Origin of the sequence: Mycobacterium sp. (assembly GCF_032159565.1) — a bacterium.
Taxonomy (GTDB): domain Bacteria; phylum Actinomycetota; class Actinomycetes; order Mycobacteriales; family Mycobacteriaceae; genus Mycobacterium.
This window is the reverse complement of sequence record NZ_JAVHWR010000145.1, coordinates 1-16,174: the sequence shown is the minus strand read 5'-3', so window position 1 is coordinate 16,174 and position 16,174 is coordinate 1. Positions and strand designations below refer to the sequence as shown.

The 16,174-nt window shown below is 65.4% G+C and carries 14 protein-coding genes and 2 tRNA genes; 9 read left to right on the top strand and 7 right to left on the bottom strand.

The window, feature by feature from the left end:
* Positions 1–271: 271 nt before the first annotated feature.
* Positions 272–344, bottom strand: a tRNA-Lys gene (locus QOC76_RS19880).
* Between the two features lie 158 nt (positions 345–502).
* On the opposite strand from QOC76_RS19880, the gene QOC76_RS19875 reads away from it, so the two are divergent.
* Positions 503–1,726: an Ig-like domain-containing protein gene (locus QOC76_RS19875; protein ID WP_526359535.1), complete on the top strand. Its 1,224-nt coding sequence runs from the start codon at positions 503–505 to the stop codon at positions 1,724–1,726.
* Between the two features lie 7 nt (positions 1,727–1,733).
* Here QOC76_RS19875 and QOC76_RS19870 read toward each other — a convergent pair whose 3' ends face one another.
* The 3 genes from QOC76_RS19870 to orn form a co-directional block, all read right to left on the bottom strand.
* Positions 1,734–3,029: a serine hydrolase domain-containing protein gene (locus tag QOC76_RS19870; RefSeq protein WP_526359533.1), complete on the bottom strand. Its 1,296-nt coding sequence runs from the start codon at positions 3,027–3,029 to the stop codon at positions 1,734–1,736.
* A 153-nt stretch (positions 3,030–3,182) separates the two neighbouring features.
* Positions 3,183–3,255: transfer RNA gene (locus tag QOC76_RS19865), tRNA-His, on the bottom strand.
* 27 nt (positions 3,256–3,282) lie between these two features.
* On the bottom strand, positions 3,283–3,930 hold the full coding sequence (gene orn, locus QOC76_RS19860) for an oligoribonuclease (protein WP_526359537.1): 648 nt from the start codon (positions 3,928–3,930) through the stop codon (positions 3,283–3,285).
* Between the two features lie 79 nt (positions 3,931–4,009).
* On the opposite strand from orn, the gene QOC76_RS19855 reads away from it, so the two are divergent.
* Entirely contained in the window at positions 4,010–5,602 is a 1,593-nt protein-coding gene (locus tag QOC76_RS19855) for a helicase HerA-like domain-containing protein (protein WP_526359531.1), read from the top strand.
* A 28-nt stretch (positions 5,603–5,630) separates the two neighbouring features.
* On the opposite strand, the gene cmrA is transcribed toward QOC76_RS19855, so the two are convergent.
* A complete protein-coding gene (gene cmrA / locus QOC76_RS19850; RefSeq protein WP_526359529.1) occupies positions 5,631–6,437 on the bottom strand; it encodes a mycolate reductase in 807 nt (268 codons plus the stop codon).
* Positions 6,438–6,462: 25 nt separating this feature from the next.
* On the opposite strand from cmrA, the gene QOC76_RS19845 reads away from it, so the two are divergent.
* Positions 6,463–7,782: an MFS transporter gene (locus QOC76_RS19845; protein WP_526359527.1), complete on the top strand. Its 1,320-nt coding sequence runs from the start codon at positions 6,463–6,465 to the stop codon at positions 7,780–7,782.
* Here the strand turns inward: QOC76_RS19845 and QOC76_RS19840 are convergent.
* A complete protein-coding gene (locus QOC76_RS19840; RefSeq protein WP_526359525.1) occupies positions 7,779–8,582 on the bottom strand; it encodes an MmpS family transport accessory protein in 804 nt (267 codons plus the stop codon). The two genes, QOC76_RS19845 and QOC76_RS19840, sit on opposite strands and share 4 nt — an antisense overlap.
* A 101-nt stretch (positions 8,583–8,683) precedes the next feature.
* Here QOC76_RS19840 and QOC76_RS19835 point away from each other — a divergent pair, with 101 nt between their 5' ends.
* The 3 genes from QOC76_RS19835 to QOC76_RS19825 all read left to right on the top strand — a co-directional run bounded on the left by QOC76_RS19835 (position 8,684) and on the right by QOC76_RS19825 (position 11,061).
* Complete coding sequence (locus tag QOC76_RS19835) at positions 8,684–10,561, top strand: alpha/beta hydrolase family protein (RefSeq protein WP_526359523.1); 1,878 nt, start codon at positions 8,684–8,686, stop codon at positions 10,559–10,561.
* 92 nt (positions 10,562–10,653) lie between these two features.
* The gene (locus QOC76_RS19830; protein WP_526359521.1) at positions 10,654–10,863 is read left to right on the top strand and encodes a hypothetical protein; all 210 of its coding nucleotides are present in this window, start codon (positions 10,654–10,656) and stop codon (positions 10,861–10,863) included.
* Between the two features lie 42 nt (positions 10,864–10,905).
* The gene (locus QOC76_RS19825; RefSeq protein ID WP_526359519.1) at positions 10,906–11,061 is read left to right on the top strand and encodes a hypothetical protein; all 156 of its coding nucleotides are present in this window, start codon (positions 10,906–10,908) and stop codon (positions 11,059–11,061) included.
* Positions 11,062–11,071: 10 nt separating this feature from the next.
* Here QOC76_RS19825 and QOC76_RS19820 read toward each other — a convergent pair whose 3' ends face one another.
* Positions 11,072–11,725 (bottom strand): SACE_7040 family transcriptional regulator, encoded by a 654-nt coding sequence (locus QOC76_RS19820; protein WP_526359517.1) that lies wholly within the window; start codon positions 11,723–11,725, stop codon positions 11,072–11,074.
* Between the two features lie 96 nt (positions 11,726–11,821).
* Between QOC76_RS19820 and QOC76_RS19815 the strand changes: the two genes are divergently transcribed.
* The 3 genes from QOC76_RS19815 to QOC76_RS19805 form a co-directional block, all read left to right on the top strand.
* Positions 11,822–13,375 carry a carboxyl transferase domain-containing protein gene (locus tag QOC76_RS19815; RefSeq protein ID WP_526359515.1) on the top strand — a complete coding sequence of 518 codons (1,554 nt, stop codon included), beginning with the start codon at positions 11,822–11,824 and terminating at the stop codon, positions 13,373–13,375.
* 4 nt (positions 13,376–13,379) lie between these two features.
* Positions 13,380–15,368 (top strand): acetyl/propionyl/methylcrotonyl-CoA carboxylase subunit alpha, encoded by a 1,989-nt coding sequence (locus tag QOC76_RS19810; protein ID WP_526359513.1) that lies wholly within the window; start codon positions 13,380–13,382, stop codon positions 15,366–15,368.
* Positions 15,365–16,174 (top strand): acyl-CoA dehydrogenase family protein (locus tag QOC76_RS19805; protein WP_526359511.1); only part of this gene is annotated, 810 nt, incomplete at its 3' end. The genes QOC76_RS19810 and QOC76_RS19805, both read left to right, overlap by 4 nt.

The window sequence follows — 16,174 nt, the reverse complement described above, 5'->3', positions numbered from 1 at the left end:
CCTGCCGGAACTATCGCGGCCCACCAACCCGATCCGACGCACTGTCCACCGCGTAAAAAGCCGAGCATCCAGCCCGGCCGAAAAACCACGTCCAATGTCAACCTTGACTGCCAGCGCGAAAGCTAGGGCACGCCCGGCCTTCAATGACTCAAGACCGATATATGGCACGCGGCAAAGTCCATAAACAGGTCGCTGAGGCGTTGGACGACGCCATAAGCGGCCCAATAACGGCCCACAGAGCGTGAGTGGCAGCCCAAAAGGGCCTTTGAAGTGCGCCGTCAGGGTTTCGAACCCCGGACCCGCTGATTAAGAGTCAGCTGCTCTACCAACTGAGCTAACGGCGCGCGTGTGCGACAATAACAGGCCCTGCGGTGCTGGGTGAAATCCCTTTCCGGGCTCCCGCCTGTGGAGACTCACAGCGAGGTCGCATAGACACTCAGCTTGCCCTTAGACTATTGCCAAGAATCCCGACGAGTACGTCCCGTTATGAGTTGGAGCAATTATGTGGCAGGTCCAAGAGGTGGCCCGTCCGCGTCGTTTCCGTGCCTGTTTGATGGTCATCGCGCTGGTGCCGGCCGTGGTTCTCGGCCTCAGTGGCTGCGGTGGCAACTCTGCTCCTCCGCAACCACAGGTCATCAATGAGAAGGGGACGCCGTTCGGCGACCTGCTGGTCCCGAAGCTCACCGCATCGGTGAAGGACGGTGCCGTCGGCGTGACGGTGGATCAGCCCGTGACGGTCGGCGCCGAGGACGGTGTCCTGGGGGCGGTCTCGATGGTCAACGACGACGAGGGCACGCCGGTCGCCGGCGAGCTCAGCCCCGACGGTCTGACGTGGCACACCACCGATCCGCTGGGCTACAACACGCGCTACACGCTCAACGCGCAGTCACTGGGCCTGGGCGGTGCCGCCAACCAGCAGATGACTTTTCAGACGCACTCGCCCGAGAACCTGACCATGCCGTATGTGTTGCCGAACGACGGCGAGGCCGTCGGCATCGGGCAGCCCGTCGCGGTCCGCTTCGACGAGAACATCCCGAACCGGCTCGCCGCGCAACGGGCTATCACCGTCAAGACCGACCCGCCCGTCGAGGGCGCCTTCTACTGGCTCAGCAACCGCGAAGTGCGTTGGCGCCCAGCCCAATACTGGAAGCCGGGCACGACCGTGGACGTCGCGGTGAACACCTATGGTGTCGATCTCGGCGACAGCCTTTTCGGCCAGGAGAACGTCACGACGCACTTCACCATCGGTGATGAGGTCATCGCGACCGCGGACGACAACACCAAGACGCTGACTGTTCGGCGCAACGGCGAGGTCGAGAAGACCATGCCGATCTCGATGGGGAAGAACAGCACCCCCACCAACAACGGCACCTACATCATCGGCGACCGGTTCGGACACTTGGTGATGGACTCGTCGACCTACGGAGTGCCGTCGAACTCACCGAACGGCTACCGCACCGAGGTCGATTACGCCACCCAGATCTCCTACAGCGGCATCTTCGTTCACGCTGCGCCGTGGTCGGTCGGCAGCCAGGGCTACAGCAATGTCAGCCACGGCTGCCTGAACGTAAGCACCAGCAATGCGCAGTGGTTCTACAACAACACCAAGCGTGGCGACATCGTCGAAATCTCCAACACCGTCGGCTCGATCCTTCCCGGAGTGGACGGTCTCGGCGACTGGAACATTCCGTGGGACCAGTGGCGGGCCGGTAACGCCAACATCTGACGTCTGACTAACGCGTAGTGGACGTCGTCGTGGCCACCGTCGGCGCCAGCGACAGACCGGTGTAAATCTCGTCGAGGACCGTTGGCAGCAATGCCTGCGCTGTCGTCTTATCGTCCAGCGAAATGGTCAGGTTGGTCCAAATGACCAGCGACACATCGGCATCCGGGTCGTATCCCATGAAGGAGTTGAAGCCCGGCATTTCGCCGCCGTGGTAATACATTGCGGCGGTCGGGCTGAACCGCTGATACGTGATGCCATAGCCGTACTTCTGCCCGCCGGGATTGCTCGGGTCCTCGACCTGCAGGCTGTCCAGCCACTGCTGCTGGTAGTCGGCGTTGAAGACCTTGCCCGAGACCAAGGCTCGCATCCATGCCGCCATGTTGTCGGCTGTGGAGATGACGCTGCCCGCGGCCTGGGCATAGGACGGGTTTTCGTTGGTGTAGTCGATCGGCTTGAGCGTTCCGGCGCGTCCGGCGGCCTTCAGGTCGGCGGGGTAAGGGTCGTCGACCATCGCGTAAGCGGCGCCCCCGTACATGTAACCGTGTGAGTACGGGGCAGGGATCGCGGTGTCGTCGGGGGCGGGCAACAGCGTCTGCTGTAGTCCGAGCGGTCCGAAAAGGCGGTCGTGTAACTGCTCGCTCAGCGGACGGCCGCCTGCCTTCTCGGCGATCACCCCGAGAAGCGCGTAATTGGTGTTGTTGTACTCGTATTCGGTGTTGGGCGCGGCGTTGGCCGGATGCGCGAACGCGATCGCCAAAACCTCCTGCGAGGTCCAGGGTTTGGCGGGGTCGGCATCCAGTTGAGCGGCGAGCTCCGGTGCGTTGGTGTAGTTGTAAAGCCCGCTGCGCATCGTCAACAGATCGGCGACAGTGATGTCGGTGCCGTCGGGGACGTCGGGCACGTAGTCGGACACCGGGTCGCTGAACTTGAGCTTGCCGTCCTGAGCCAGCAGCACGATGAGTGCGGCGGTCATGGTCTTCGAATTCGACGCGATTCGGAAGTGGGTGTTCGCATCCGGCGTTGTCTGCTTGCCCAGTTCCGTGGTGCCGACCGCCACCGTGTAATTGCCCTGCGGTGTGCGAATCGCGACGATGGCGCCGGGGACGCGCATCTCCTTGACCGCCTTCTCCACCGCCTTCTGCAGCGCCGCCTGATCGATGGGCTTGAGCGCGGACGAGACGGACGGCGGAGCAGCCGTGGTCGTCGTGCCCGAACCGGCCGGCGTTGTCGACGACGTCGACGTGCACCCGGCGACGATTGCGGCACACGTCGTGAGCACGGCGATCCTCGCAATGCTGTGCATGGCGGCACTCCTCGCTGAAACACCTGACCCAGAGCGGAGCCTAAGTCGGCGCCCGCCTCGGTGTAGCGAAACCGCAGCTCGGCGCGAGCAAGCGGCGAAAGCGCCGGAAACCAAAAAGTCGGAGGGCTTGAAAGCCCTCCGACCTCTATCGGGGGTGGCTGACGGGACTCGAACCCGCGACAGCCAGGATCACAACCTGGTGCTCTACCAACTGAACTACAGCCACCATCGCCGCACATGCGGCCCGTCGATACTAGCCGCTCGTGCGCTCGGCGGCCGAATCCATTCCGTCATCGTTGGAGGCTTCGGGGCGCAGTTCAGCGGAGATCGCCGCGATATCGCTGGTCGACGGCCCCGGCGGTGGTACGAACGCCGTACGTCGGTAGTACTGGAGCTCGCGAATCGACTCGTGGATGTCGGCCAACGCACGGTGCGCCAGACCCTTCTCCGGCTGCCCGAAGTAGATCCGCGGATACCAGCGCCTGCACAGCTCCTTGATGGAGCTGACGTCGATCATCCGGTAGTGCAGGTAGTCGTCAAGGGCCGGCATGTCGCGGGCGATGAAGCCCCGGTCGGTGGCGATCGAGTTACCCGCCAGGGGAGCGGTCTTGGCCTGCTTGACGTGGCCGCGGATGTAGTCCAGCACCATCTGCTCGGCGGCAGGCACGTCGATGGTCGATGCCCGCACCTCCTCGGTGAGCCCGGACCGGTCATGCATCTGGGCGACCACTTCGATCATTCCGTTCAGCGATTCGTCGGGGGCGTTGATGACGACGTCGATGCCCTCACCGAGGATGTTGAGGTCGGCATCGGTCACCAGGACCGCAATCTCGATGAGCCGGTCGGTCTTCAGGTCCAGCCCGGTCATCTCGCAGTCGATCCACACCAGTTCGTCACGCACAGCGATTAACAGTAGGCGCACACCTGGTATATGCCCCAGCACACCCACCGCGACGGTGTTCTCACAGTAGGGTTCGATCATGGCCGCCGAGTCGACAGCAACCCCTGCCCAGGAGATCGCCGCCGGTTACGCCGTCGATGGTCAGGCGCTCGAACTGGGCTCTGTCGTCGTTGACGGCACCGTAGATCCGACTGCGCAGGTGCGTATTCCACTGGCCACCGTCAACCGTCACGGCCTCGTTGCGGGTGCAACCGGCACCGGTAAGACGAAGTCGCTGCAGGTGCTCGCCGAGCAGCTTTCGGCCGCCGGCGTTCCGGTGATGATGGCCGACGTCAAGGGCGACCTGTCCGGCCTTTCGCGCCCCGGGGAACCGAACGACAAGACGCAGAAGCGGGCCACGGACACTGGTGACGAGTGGACGCCGACCGCCTTCCCCGTCGAGTTCCTGTCGCTCGGCACATCGGGAATCGGCGTGCCGGTGCGTGCCACCATCTCCAGTTTCGGACCCGTTCTGTTGTCAAAGGTGCTGGGGCTCAACGCTACCCAGGAGTCGACTCTCGGTCTGATCTTTCACTGGGCAGATCAGAAGGGGTTGTCGCTGCTGGATCTCAAGGATCTGCGTGCGGTGATCGGTTTCCTCACCAGCGATGAGGGCAAGCCGGAGCTCAAGAACCTCGGCGCGGTATCGCCGACCACCGCGGGCGTGATCCTGCGCGCGCTGGTCAATCTCGAGGCGGAAGGCGCGGACACCTTCTTCGGCGAGCCCGAGCTGGAGCCGAAGGATCTGATACGTCTCGACGCCCAGGGTCGCGGCATCATCAGCCTGCTCGAGCTGGGCGATCAGGCCGCCAGGCCGGTGATGTTCTCGACGTTCCTGATGTGGGTGCTCGCCGACCTGTTCACGACGCTGCCCGAGATCGGCGACGTCGACAAGCCGAAGCTGGTCTTCTTCTTCGACGAGGCACATCTGCTGTTCACCGACGCATCCAAGGCGGTCCTCGAGCAGGTCGAGCAGACCGTCAAGCTGATCCGGTCGAAGGGCGTCGGCGTGTTTTTCTGCACTCAGCTGCCCACCGATGTCCCCAACAATGTGCTCAGCCAGCTCGGCGCGCGGATCCAGCACGCCCTGCGCGCGTTCACCCCAGACGACCAGAAGGCATTGTCCAAAACAGTTCGCACCTACCCGAAAACCACCGTGTACGACCTGGAGTCGGCGCTGACATCACTGGGCATCGGCGAGGCGATCGTCACGGTGCTGTCGGAAAGGGGGGCACCGACGCCGGTGGCGTGGACCAGGATGCGTGCCCCGCGCTCGCTGATGGACACCATCGGGCCGGACGCGATCAAGGCCGCCGCACAGGCCAGCCCGTTGCAGGCCGAGTACGGCCAGACGATCGACCGCGACTCGGCCTACGAGCGACTCAACGCGCGACTCGCCCCGCCGGAGCAAGCGCCCGCCAATGACCCGTCGCTGCCGCCGCCGGTCTACGTGCCGCCGCAGGGTGAGGCGAGTGCCGAAGGCACGGTCACCGCGAAAAAGTCGGTGGAACCCGGAATGTTCGACAAGATGATGAGCAGTCCGGCCTTCAAGAGCGCAATGCGGTCGGCGGGCACTGTGATCGGCCGCGAGATCACCCGAAGCATTTTCGGCACCGGCCGTCGCCGCCGCTGACCCGCGCGCCATCTTCCGCGAGAAACGACTAGTCGCCGCCGAGTTTCTTGTAGACCGCGCCGACAATCGGGCTCACGATCGCGCGGGGTGCGTAGCCGCTGGCCACCGACATCGCCTTCGACGTCACACCTGGCACCACTCGCATCTTGTTGCGCTCCAACGCATCCAGCGACAGCTTCGCGGTGTACTCTGTCGAGATCCACAGGAAGTCGGGAATTATCTTCTCCACCAACGACTGCTCGTGTTCGGCGGGCAGGGTTTCGCGCACCGGGCCCGGCGCCAGCACCGTCACATTCACGCCTGCGCGCTTCAGCTCACCGCGCAGCGACTCGCTGAACGTGTTGACGAACGCCTTGGTGGCCGCATAGGTCGCATTGTTCGGGATCGGCGAATTGCCGGCTGTCGAACCGGAAATCAGGATTCCGCCCGCCCCACGCTCGACCATCCCCGGCAGCACGGCGAGGACGAGGTCATGCACGCCAAGGACATTCAGCTGGACTTGGGCCTTTTCGTCGGCCGGATCCAGCTTGGACACCGGCCCGAACGTAGCCGTGCCGGCGTTGGCGCACAGGATCGAGATGTTGCGGCCGGCCAGCTCCTCGGCCAGCTTCGTCCGCTCGCTTGGATCGGCGAGGTCGACCGGGCGCACCTCGACGACGACTCCGTACTTCTGCGTGATCCGATCGGCCAGCGTCCTGAGCACGTCCTCGCGGCGGGCCGTGATGATCAGGTGATGCCCTCGCGCGGCGAGCTCGATCGCCAACGCCTCGCCGATGTTCTGCGAGGCACCTGTGACAACTGCGCGGGCATCCGGGCTGGGTGCGGGTACTGGCATGGGCCGGACTATATCGTGGGCGACCATGGATGATCCGCGGCCGCCTGAGCAAACCGCTCGGCGATCGCAAGTACTGTCCTGGGCGCTCTGGGACGTCGGCTCCACCGGCCTGAACGCCATCGTCGTGACGTTCGTGTTCTCGGTTTATCTGACCCGCACCGTCGCCGACGACCTGCCCAGCGCCACCACGCCGCAGAGCTGGCTGTTCCGTGCGTTGGCGCTGTCCGGACTCGTGGTGGCAGTCCTCGCGCCGGTGACCGGGATATGGGTCGACGCGCCGTGGCGGCGACGCCGGGTACTGGCCGTGCTCACCGGGCTCGTGGTGCTGCTGACGTCGGCGATGAGCCTGATCCGCGACGACTACCACTATCTGTGGCCCGGCCTGGCCCTGCTCGCATTGGCGGCCGCATGCAGTGAGCTGGCCACCGTGCCGTACAACGCGATGCTGCGGCAGCTCTCCACGCCGCAGACATCCGGCCGGGTTTCCGGATTCGGCTGGGCCATGGGTTATTTCGGTAGTGTCATGTTGCTTTTCGTCGTCTATCTCATGTTCATGTCCGGTGACGGCGCCACCCGCGGGCTTGTCGGCCTACCCGTCGCCGAGGGTCAGAACGTCCGGGCCGCGATGCTGTTGGCGGCGGCATGGTTCGCGCTGTTCGCGCTGCCCGTGTTCATCGCCGTGCCGCACCCGACTCCGCCGCCCGCAGATCGACGGCAGACGGTCGGCTTCTTCGGTGCCTACCGCAGGCTGTGGTCGGAGGTCGTCGGCGAGTGGCGCCGCGACCGCAACATCGTCTATTACCTGCTCGCCAGCGCCGTGTTCCGCGACGGTTTGGCAGGCGTCTTCGCATTCGGCGCGGTACTTGGCGTGAGCGTCTACGGCATCTCGGAGGCCGACGTGCTGCTTTTCGGCGTCAGCGCCAGCGTTATCGCCGCCATCGGCGCACTGGCCGGCGGCCTTCTCGACGACCGCATAGGGTCCAAGCCCGTCATCGTCGGCTCGCTGTTCTCGATGATCATCGCCGGTCTGGTCTTGATGACGCTCTCCGGATCCGTCGCCTTCTGGATCTGCGGGCTTCTGCTGTGTCTGTTCATCGGGCCGACGCAGTCGTCGGCGCGGACGCTGATGCTGCGCATGTCAGTCGACGGAAAGGAGGGCGTCGCGTTCGGCCTCTACACGACCACCGGGCGCGCGGTGTCGTTCCTTGCGCCGACACTTATCTCGCTGTTCATCGACTGGTTCGACGCTGTCCGCGCCGGCGTCGCGGGGCTACTGGTCGTGATCGCATTCGGCATGGCGGCCATGGTGGCGGTACACGCACCGCACCGGGTTGTGGCGCGCTAGCGCGCCGCGGTGCAGATCGTCAGGCCGTTGCCGGTGTTGGACTGCACCTGCACTCCGTTGACCGTCACCGTGCAGGACACCTGGCGGCCCACATTGATGATCGTCAGGCTCGCCGAATCCTGTGCGGGACTGGGCAGTTGCACTTCCTTGCGCCACGGCAGCACGACGTTGAACTCGGTCTGCAGCAGGCTGCCGGTATCGACATAGGTGATGTTGATCGCCCTGCCGGTTCCGGTCACCTCGTAGATCACCGACTCGGTCGCGCCGGGGGTCGCCGACCCGCTGGGCGGCGTGGTGCTCGGAGTCGGCACCGGAACGATCGGGGGCAGCGGGCGCTGAGATGTCGTCGTCGACGGAGTACGTGTGGTGGTCATCGAGGGCTCCGGCATCGGTGGCGGCGCGACGACCGTGTCCTGCTTCGAGCTGTTGACCACCACGAGCGCGATCACCAGACCGATGACCAGGAGCACCGCCACTGCGGCGAGCACCCACAACCAGCGCGGCGACTTCGGCGACGGCGTACCTTCCGGCGGTTCACCCGGCGGGTACGGCGGACCGTACTGACCCGTGCTGTATTGACCGGTGCCATACGGGTCGGTGGCGTATTGACCCGTGCCATACGGGTCATAGCCGTAGGGGGAGTAGGGCGGCAGTTCGCGGGTGGGGTCGGGCGGCGGTGGTGCCTGGTAGCCGGGTTCGTAAGGCGATTGACCCGCATACGCCGGGTCGGGATATCCGGGACTGCTGGGACCAAACCGCTGCGCTGGATCGGACCCGTCGCCTCGTGGCGTATTTGTCATACCCACCTCATGGCTGCAGGGTACCTGCGTTGCGCGAGGTGACCCGCGGAGAGCAGGTAAGCACATCGCTTAGGCCGGAGGGTCGTGGCAAGCTGATATTGATGACCCAGACGGTGCGCACCAACTACGGCGCGTCGCTGTCGCCGGACGCGACGGCGTTCGCGCACCTCGTCGACGACGGCGGGTATCCACGGGCGGTTCAGCGGTTCCTTCGCGGGTGGCGCGCGAGCTCGTCACGAGATGTCGAATTGCCCGTTGAGGGTCCTGTCCACCGGGTGATGCATTCCGCCGACGGCCATTGGTTGGCGTGCGAGGTCGCGCCCGAGGGCGGCAGTCGCAGCCAGATCTGGGTCGTCACCACCGACCCCGACGACCGTGCTGCGCGACGTATCGACATGTGGCTCGCGGGCTCGCCGGAGGGCACCGCGGAGCTGATCGGTTGGGACGGCACACTAGTCGCGGCGATTCTCACCAGCGACGACGGCGTCGGCAGTTCTTGCCTCATCGATCCCGCTGACGGCACCACGACGATCCTTGATCGGCGGTCGGGCGGCCGGCTGGTCGACGCGTGGGCGGGCGCGGCCCTGGTGCGCGTCGGACCACGCGGCTACCGCGACCTGATCATGCTGCGTGGCCTGACGGAAATCGCTTTGTTGCCATACGATCCCGGCTCGACGACAGACACCGGCATCATCCTCGACGACCAGCACCCGCGACGGCTTCGGTCGGGTCTGGAAGGGGAGATGTTCGAGCTGTATCAGCCCGCGAAGACCTACGGCCCGAACAGCGCGGACGGTTATGTGCGTGCGCTCATCCGCAGCGAGAACGGAGCGGACCACGCCCGGCTGCTCGAGGTGACGACGACCGCGAACGGCGTGGCCTATCAGGTGATCGCCGAGCGTGCAGGCCACGAACTCGACGAGTTCGTCGTCAGCGACGATCTGTCGACGGTCGCGCTATTGTGGAACATCAACGGCGCCAGTGAGTTACAGATCCTCGAATACGCCGACTACACACTGAACGCCCCCATCCCGTTGCCGGGCATGGTCGCCTCCGAGCTGACCATCAGCGCGGGCGGTTCGATGGTGGCGATGACGGTCGAGGGCCCGGATATGCCGCGCACCGTGGAACTCGTCGACCCGCGTACCAGGGAATGGGAGCGCATCGACCGCGAGCCGAGCAGCGGGCCGCTGTCCGCGGCTCCGACGCTGGAGACGATCACCGCCCGCGACGGCTTGGAGTTCACCGGCTGGCTGTTCCGGCCACCCGAAGGTGTCGACTCGACCGGGGCGATGATGTTCCTGCATGGCGGCCCAGAAGGTCAGGGCAGGCCTGGTTACAACGAATTCTTCCCTCCGCTGCTGGAGGCGGGGATCACAGTCTTTCTGCCAAATGTGCGCGGTTCCGGGGGATTCGGCCGGTCGTTCATGCATGCCGACGACAGGGAGAAGCGCTTCGCGGCCATCGACGACGTCGCCGACGCGGCCCTGTTTCTGGTCGACCGCGGGCTGGCGTCCGCCGACCGCATCGCGTGTTGCGGCTGGTCCTACGGTGGGTACCTGACACAGGCGGCGCTGGCGTTCCACCCTCAGCTGTTCGCAGCGGGCATCAGCATCTGCGGAATGAGCGACCTGAACACCTGGTACCGCAACACCGAGCCGTGGATTGCGGCCGCGGCTTACCCCAAATACGGCCACCCGGTGAGCGACCGGGAACTGCTCGATCAGCTGTCTCCGTTGCTCCGCGCGCACGCGTTGACCGCGCCCCTGCTTCTCGTCCACGGACTCAACGACACCAACGTGCCGCCGAGCGAGTCGCACCAGATGTACGACGCTTTGCGGGCGCTGGGCCGCAACGTCGAACAATTGCTGTTCGAGGACGACGGCCATGAGATCGACAAGCGCGAGAACCGATCCGTGCTGGTCAAGGCCATGTGCGACTGGCTCACCACGGCCTTCGCGCACGTACCCGACTTCTGAACGACTCAAGATCAGTTTTAGCGGTTTACTGAAATTATCCGCGGGGTAAAACCCTCCTGCGCCAAGTCGGCGCTCAAAAGGAGGAGGCCAGCATGCGTGGTGGCGGAATTCTCGGCGTAATTGTGTTGATCTGGTTGGTGATCGGTGTGGTCGCGGCCTACCAGCGCGATTACTTCAAGACGGACGCAAACAACTGTGCCACAGCGGGCACCATCGCGTTGACGGTCGTTGCCGGGCCGTTGAACTACGCGGGGGCGAACCCGAAGGTGGCAAATTGCAACCTGCCCCAACCTAGCCAGTAGTCAACGGGCTCAAGTCAATTCATTGAACGAACGGAGTGAACGATGATCGTCCTTGGAGTGATCCTCCTCATCCTCGGGATCCTTTTCGGTATCTCGATCCTGACCTACATCGGCGTCGTGCTGATCGTGATCGGCGCAGTGTTCTGGATTCTCGGCTCGACGGGTCGTGCTGTCGGCGGCCGAGCACGCTGGTACTAGTAACTAACGCCTAGGCGCCGGTTCGGCCGGCCGAGGACAGGGCTGCGATCGTCATCTCTCGCAAGGTCGCTCGCGAGTCGGAACCTGTTCCTTGGCCGGCCGATTTGGCTGCGCCGGGCCGAACGCTGTGAGGCGTCGAGTTCAGCAGACCGAAGACGGCGTGCGCCATGAGGCGCGCGTCGGCTTCGCTCTCTGCGCGGTTCAGTCGAAGAAGAACGTCGACCCAGATCTCCACGTACTGCCGTTGAGCCTTGCGGACCTGACGCTTGGCGGGCTCGGGCAAGTGGTCGAGATCGCGGTCCTGGATGCGGATCAGATCGGACTCGCCCAGCGCGAAGTCGAGGTGGAAGTCGATCAATCCGTCCAGCGAAGATGCGGTGTCGGGCGCGCAGGCCACGACCGCCCTGGCTCCGGCGAGTAGGCGGGTGCTGATCCCCACCAAAAGTTCGACCAGCAGCGCTTCCTTGTTGGGGAAGTGCCGGTAGATAGCTGGCCCGCTGACACCTGCCGCGGCACCGATGTCCTCCAGTCGCACGGCGAGGAAGCCACGCTCGGCGACCAGCCGTTCCGCGGCGGCGATCAGCTTGTCGCGACGGTCGGATTTCGCCTTGCTGCGGCTGGTGCCAGGCTGCGGCGGATTGGACCCGGACGTCGGGAGGGACACTGCCTTACCCCGTTCCCGCTGGTGGACATTTCAGTTAATCGTGACTAACATCCTACGAGTTAGTCGTCATTAACTCAACCGGAACGGGCAGTACCGATGACAACAACGCTGCAGGCCAGCCGCGAGCAGCACCTGGCCCTCGTCGCGCAGCTGCGCGACAAGATGGCCGTTGCCGCTCTCGGTGGCTCGGCCAAGTCGCGTGAGCGCCACGTCGGCCGCGGCAAGCTGCTGCCGAGGGACCGCGTAGACGGGCTGCTCGACCCCGGGAGCCCACTGCTCGAAGTGTCACCGCTTGCCGCAGACGGCATGTACGACGACGAGTGTCCCGGCGCGGGCATGATCGTCGGCATCGGGCGGATATCGGGGCGCGAGTGCATGATCGTGGCGAATGACGCAACCGTCAAAGGTGGCACGTACTACCCGATTACGGTCAAGAAGCACCTGCGGGCCCAGGAGATCGCGCTGCAGAACCGGTTGCCGTGCGTCTACCTGGTCGATTCAGGGGGCGCGTTCCTGCCCCGCCAGGACGAGGTCTTCCCCGACCGCGAACACTTCGGCCGCATCTTCTACAACCAGGCGACGATGAGCGCCAGAGGTGTTCCCCAGATCGCCGCCGTCCTCGGCTCGTGCACCGCCGGAGGCGCATACGTTCCCGCGATGAGTGACGAAGCGGTCATCGTCCGCAATCAGGGCACCATCTTCCTCGGCGGCCCGCCGCTGGTGAAGGCCGCGACCGGCGAAGTGGTGACCGCAGAAGAACTAGGCGGTGGCGACCTGCATTCGAGAACCTCCGGTGTCACCGACCACCTGGCTCGCGACGACCGCGACGCCTTGAGGATCGTGCGGCGTATCGTCTCGACGCTGGGGCCGCGCCTTGACCCGCCATGGGAGGTCGGCGCGACGGTCGATGCGGTGGCCGACCAGACCGAGCTCTACGACGTCGTACCCGTCGACGCGCGCGTGCCCTACGACGTGCACCAGGTCATCACACGAATCGTCGACGGCGGCGAATTCGCGGAGTTCAAGGCCGAATACGGTTCGACGGTGGTCACCGGATTCGCTCGGATCCACGGCCATCCGGTCGGGATCATCGCCAACAACGGCGTGCTGTTCTCCGAATCAGCCATGAAGGCCGCCCATTTCATCGAGCTGTGCGACAAGCGGATGGTTCCGCTGCTGTTCCTGCAGAACATCTCCGGCTTCATGGTCGGCCGCGATTACGAGGCAGGCGGCATCGCCAAGCACGGCGCCAAAATGGTGACCGCCGTCGCGTGTGCCCGGGTGCCGAAGCTGACCGTCGTGATCGGTGGTTCATACGGCGCCGGCAACTACTCGATGTGCGGGCGCGCGTATTCGCCCCGCTTCCTGTGGATGTGGCCGAACGCCAGGATCTCGGTGATGGGCGGTGAGCAGGCAGCGTCGGTGCTGGCCACGGTGCGTGGCGAGATGAGTCCGGAGCAGGAGGAAGAGTTCAAGGCGCCGATTCGGGAGCAGTACGAGAGGCAGGGCAACCCCTATTACTCGACGGCACGGCTGTGGGACGACGGTGTGATCGATCCCGCCGATACCAGGACCGTTCTCGGGCTGGCACTTTCAGTGGTCGGGCAGGCGCCCGTCGAACCGGTCTCCTACGGCGTGTTCCGGATGTGATGTGATGACGTTCAACACTGTTCTGGTAGCCAACCGCGGCGAGATCGCCGTCCGCGTGATCCGCACGCTGCGCGAAATGGGAATCCGCTCGGTCGCCGTGTTCAGCGACGCCGATGCCAACGCCCGCCACGTCGGCGAGGCCGACGTCGCGGTCGGCATCGGTCCCGCTCCCGCGCGGCAGAGCTATCTCAATATCGACGCGGTCGTCGAAGCCGCCCGCCGCACCGGCGCTCAAGCCGTTCACCCGGGCTACGGGTTCCTCTCGGAGAACGCGGCTTTCGCTGCCGCGCTGGAATCGGCGGGGATCGTATTCATCGGGCCGCCGGTCAACGCCATTCAGACCATGGGCGACAAGATCGCCGCCAAGACGACGGTGTCGGCGTTCGGTGTGCCGGTCGTCCCCGGCATTGCCCGGCCCGGCCTCACCGATCACGAACTGGTTTCGGCCGCAGGCGACATCGGCTACCCCATGCTGGTGAAGCCGTCGGCCGGTGGCGGCGGCAAGGGCATGCGGGTCGTCCACGAAGCGTCCGCGCTGCAGGCCGCACTGACCAGCGCACGGCGCGAGGCAGGGGCGGCATTCGGTGACGACACGCTGTTCCTCGAGCGATTCGTGTTGAACCCCCGCCACATCGAGGTGCAGGTGCTGGCCGACGGCTACGGGAACGTGGTCCATCTCGGCGAACGTGAATGCAGCCTGCAGCGTCGCCATCAGAAGGTGATCGAGGAGGCGCCGTCCCCGCTCCTCGACGATGCGTCGCGGGCCCGCATCGGCGCCGCCGCCTGCGACACCGCGCGCAGTGTCGACTACACCGGCGCGGGCACCGTCGAGTTCATCGTGTCAGCCGATCGGCCCGACGAGTTCTTCTTCATGGAGATGAACACCCGCCTCCAGGTCGAGCATCCGGTCACCGAAATGGTCACCGGCATCGACCTCGTTGAGCAACAGGTGCGGATCGCCGCGGGGGAGAAGCTGCCGCTCGGGCAGGACGACATCACTATGACCGGGCATGCCATCGAAGCCCGCGTCTATGCGGAGGACCCGGCGCGCGGATTCCTGCCGACCGGCGGCGAGGTGCTCGCGCTGGCGGAGCCCCACGGTCCCGGCGTTCGCGTCGACTCCGGGCTCGCCGACGGCACCGTGGTCGGCAGTGACTACGACCCGATGCTGGCCAAGGTCATCGCGCATGCCGGCGACCGATCCGCGGCGCTGCGCGCCCTCGACCGCGCACTGGCCAACACCGCCGTGTTGGGCGTGACGACGAACGTCGAGTTCCTGCGCTTCCTGCTTGCCGATCCGGATGTCGTTGCGGGACGACTCGACACCGGACTGTTGGACCGCAGGACAACCGATTTCGCGGCCGCCGAACCGGGTGACGATGAGCTCATCGCGGCTGCGGCATACAAGTGGTTGCGCAGCTGGCCGACACCAGAGGGCAACCTCTGGGAGGTGCCGTCGGGCTGGCGGATGGGGCAGCACGCTGCCACCACCGTCCGGCTGCATGCAGGCGAGCGCACCGACCACGTGCACCTGACTGGCACCCCGCGCGCCGCGGCGGCGGTCATAGAAGATGGTGAATCACACACTCTGGCAGCTAGTCTGGACAGCCTCCGGCTCGTGGTGACCCTCGACGGCCTGCGCACCGACTACCTCGTCGCCGCAACAGACGGGCAACTCTGGTTGAACCGCGCGGGGCACACCGCGGTCATCGATGAGGTACGGGAAGCGCCCGTGCGTCCCGACGACGAACACAGCGGCGACGCCGAACTCGTCAGCCCCATGCCGGGATCCGTCGTCGCCGTCGGCGTCGAGAACGGCCAGATCGTCGAGGCGGGCGCGGTCGTCGTCGCGGTCGAGGCGATGAAGATGGAGCACGCGCTGACCGCTCCGGTCGATGGCGTGGTGGAACTACTCGTCGCCGTCGGCGACCAGGTCAAGGTGGGCCAGCCACTGGCCAGGATCACAGCTAATGAGAAAGCGGAGCAGTCATGAGCGACTTTCTAGCCACCGGCACGCTGCCGGATCACTATGAGCAGCTGGCCAAAACGGTGCGCGACTTCGCGCAGAGCGTGGTGGCCCCCGTCGCCGCCAAGCACGATGAAGAGCACTCGTTCCCCTACGAGGTGGTGTCGGGCATGGCCGACATGGGCCTGTTCGGTCTGCCTTTCCCCGAGGAGTATGGCGGCATGGGCGGCGACTACTTCGCGCTGTGCCTTGCGCTCGAGGAGCTCGGCAAAGTGGACCAGAGCGTGGCGATCACCCTGGAGGCGGGTGTGTCGTTGGGCGCGATGCCGGTGTACCGGTTCGGCAACGAGGACCAGAAGCAGGAATGGTTGCCGCTCCTGGCAAGTGGCAAGGCGCTCGGTGCATTCGGGCTCACTGAGGCCGGCGGTGGAACAGATGCAGGCGCCACCAGGACAACGGCAAAAATGGATGACGGGCACTGGGTCATCAACGGCACCAAGCAGTTCATCACCAACTCGGGAACCGACATCACCAAGCTGGTGACCGTGACCGCCGTCACCGGAGAAGCCGCCGGCAAGGAGATCTCGTCGATCCTGGTGCCGGTCCCCATCGTAGGTTTCACCGCAGAACCCGCCTACAACAAGGTCGGCTGGAACGCCTCGGACACCCACCCGCTCAGCTTCGACGATGTCCGGGTGCCCGCCGGGAACCTGCTCGGCGAGCGCGGCCGTGGCTATGCCAACTTTCTGCGCATTCTCGACGAGGGCCGCATCGCGATCGCCGCGCTCTCCGTCGGCGCCGCACAGGGCTGCGTCGATGAATGCGTGAAATAC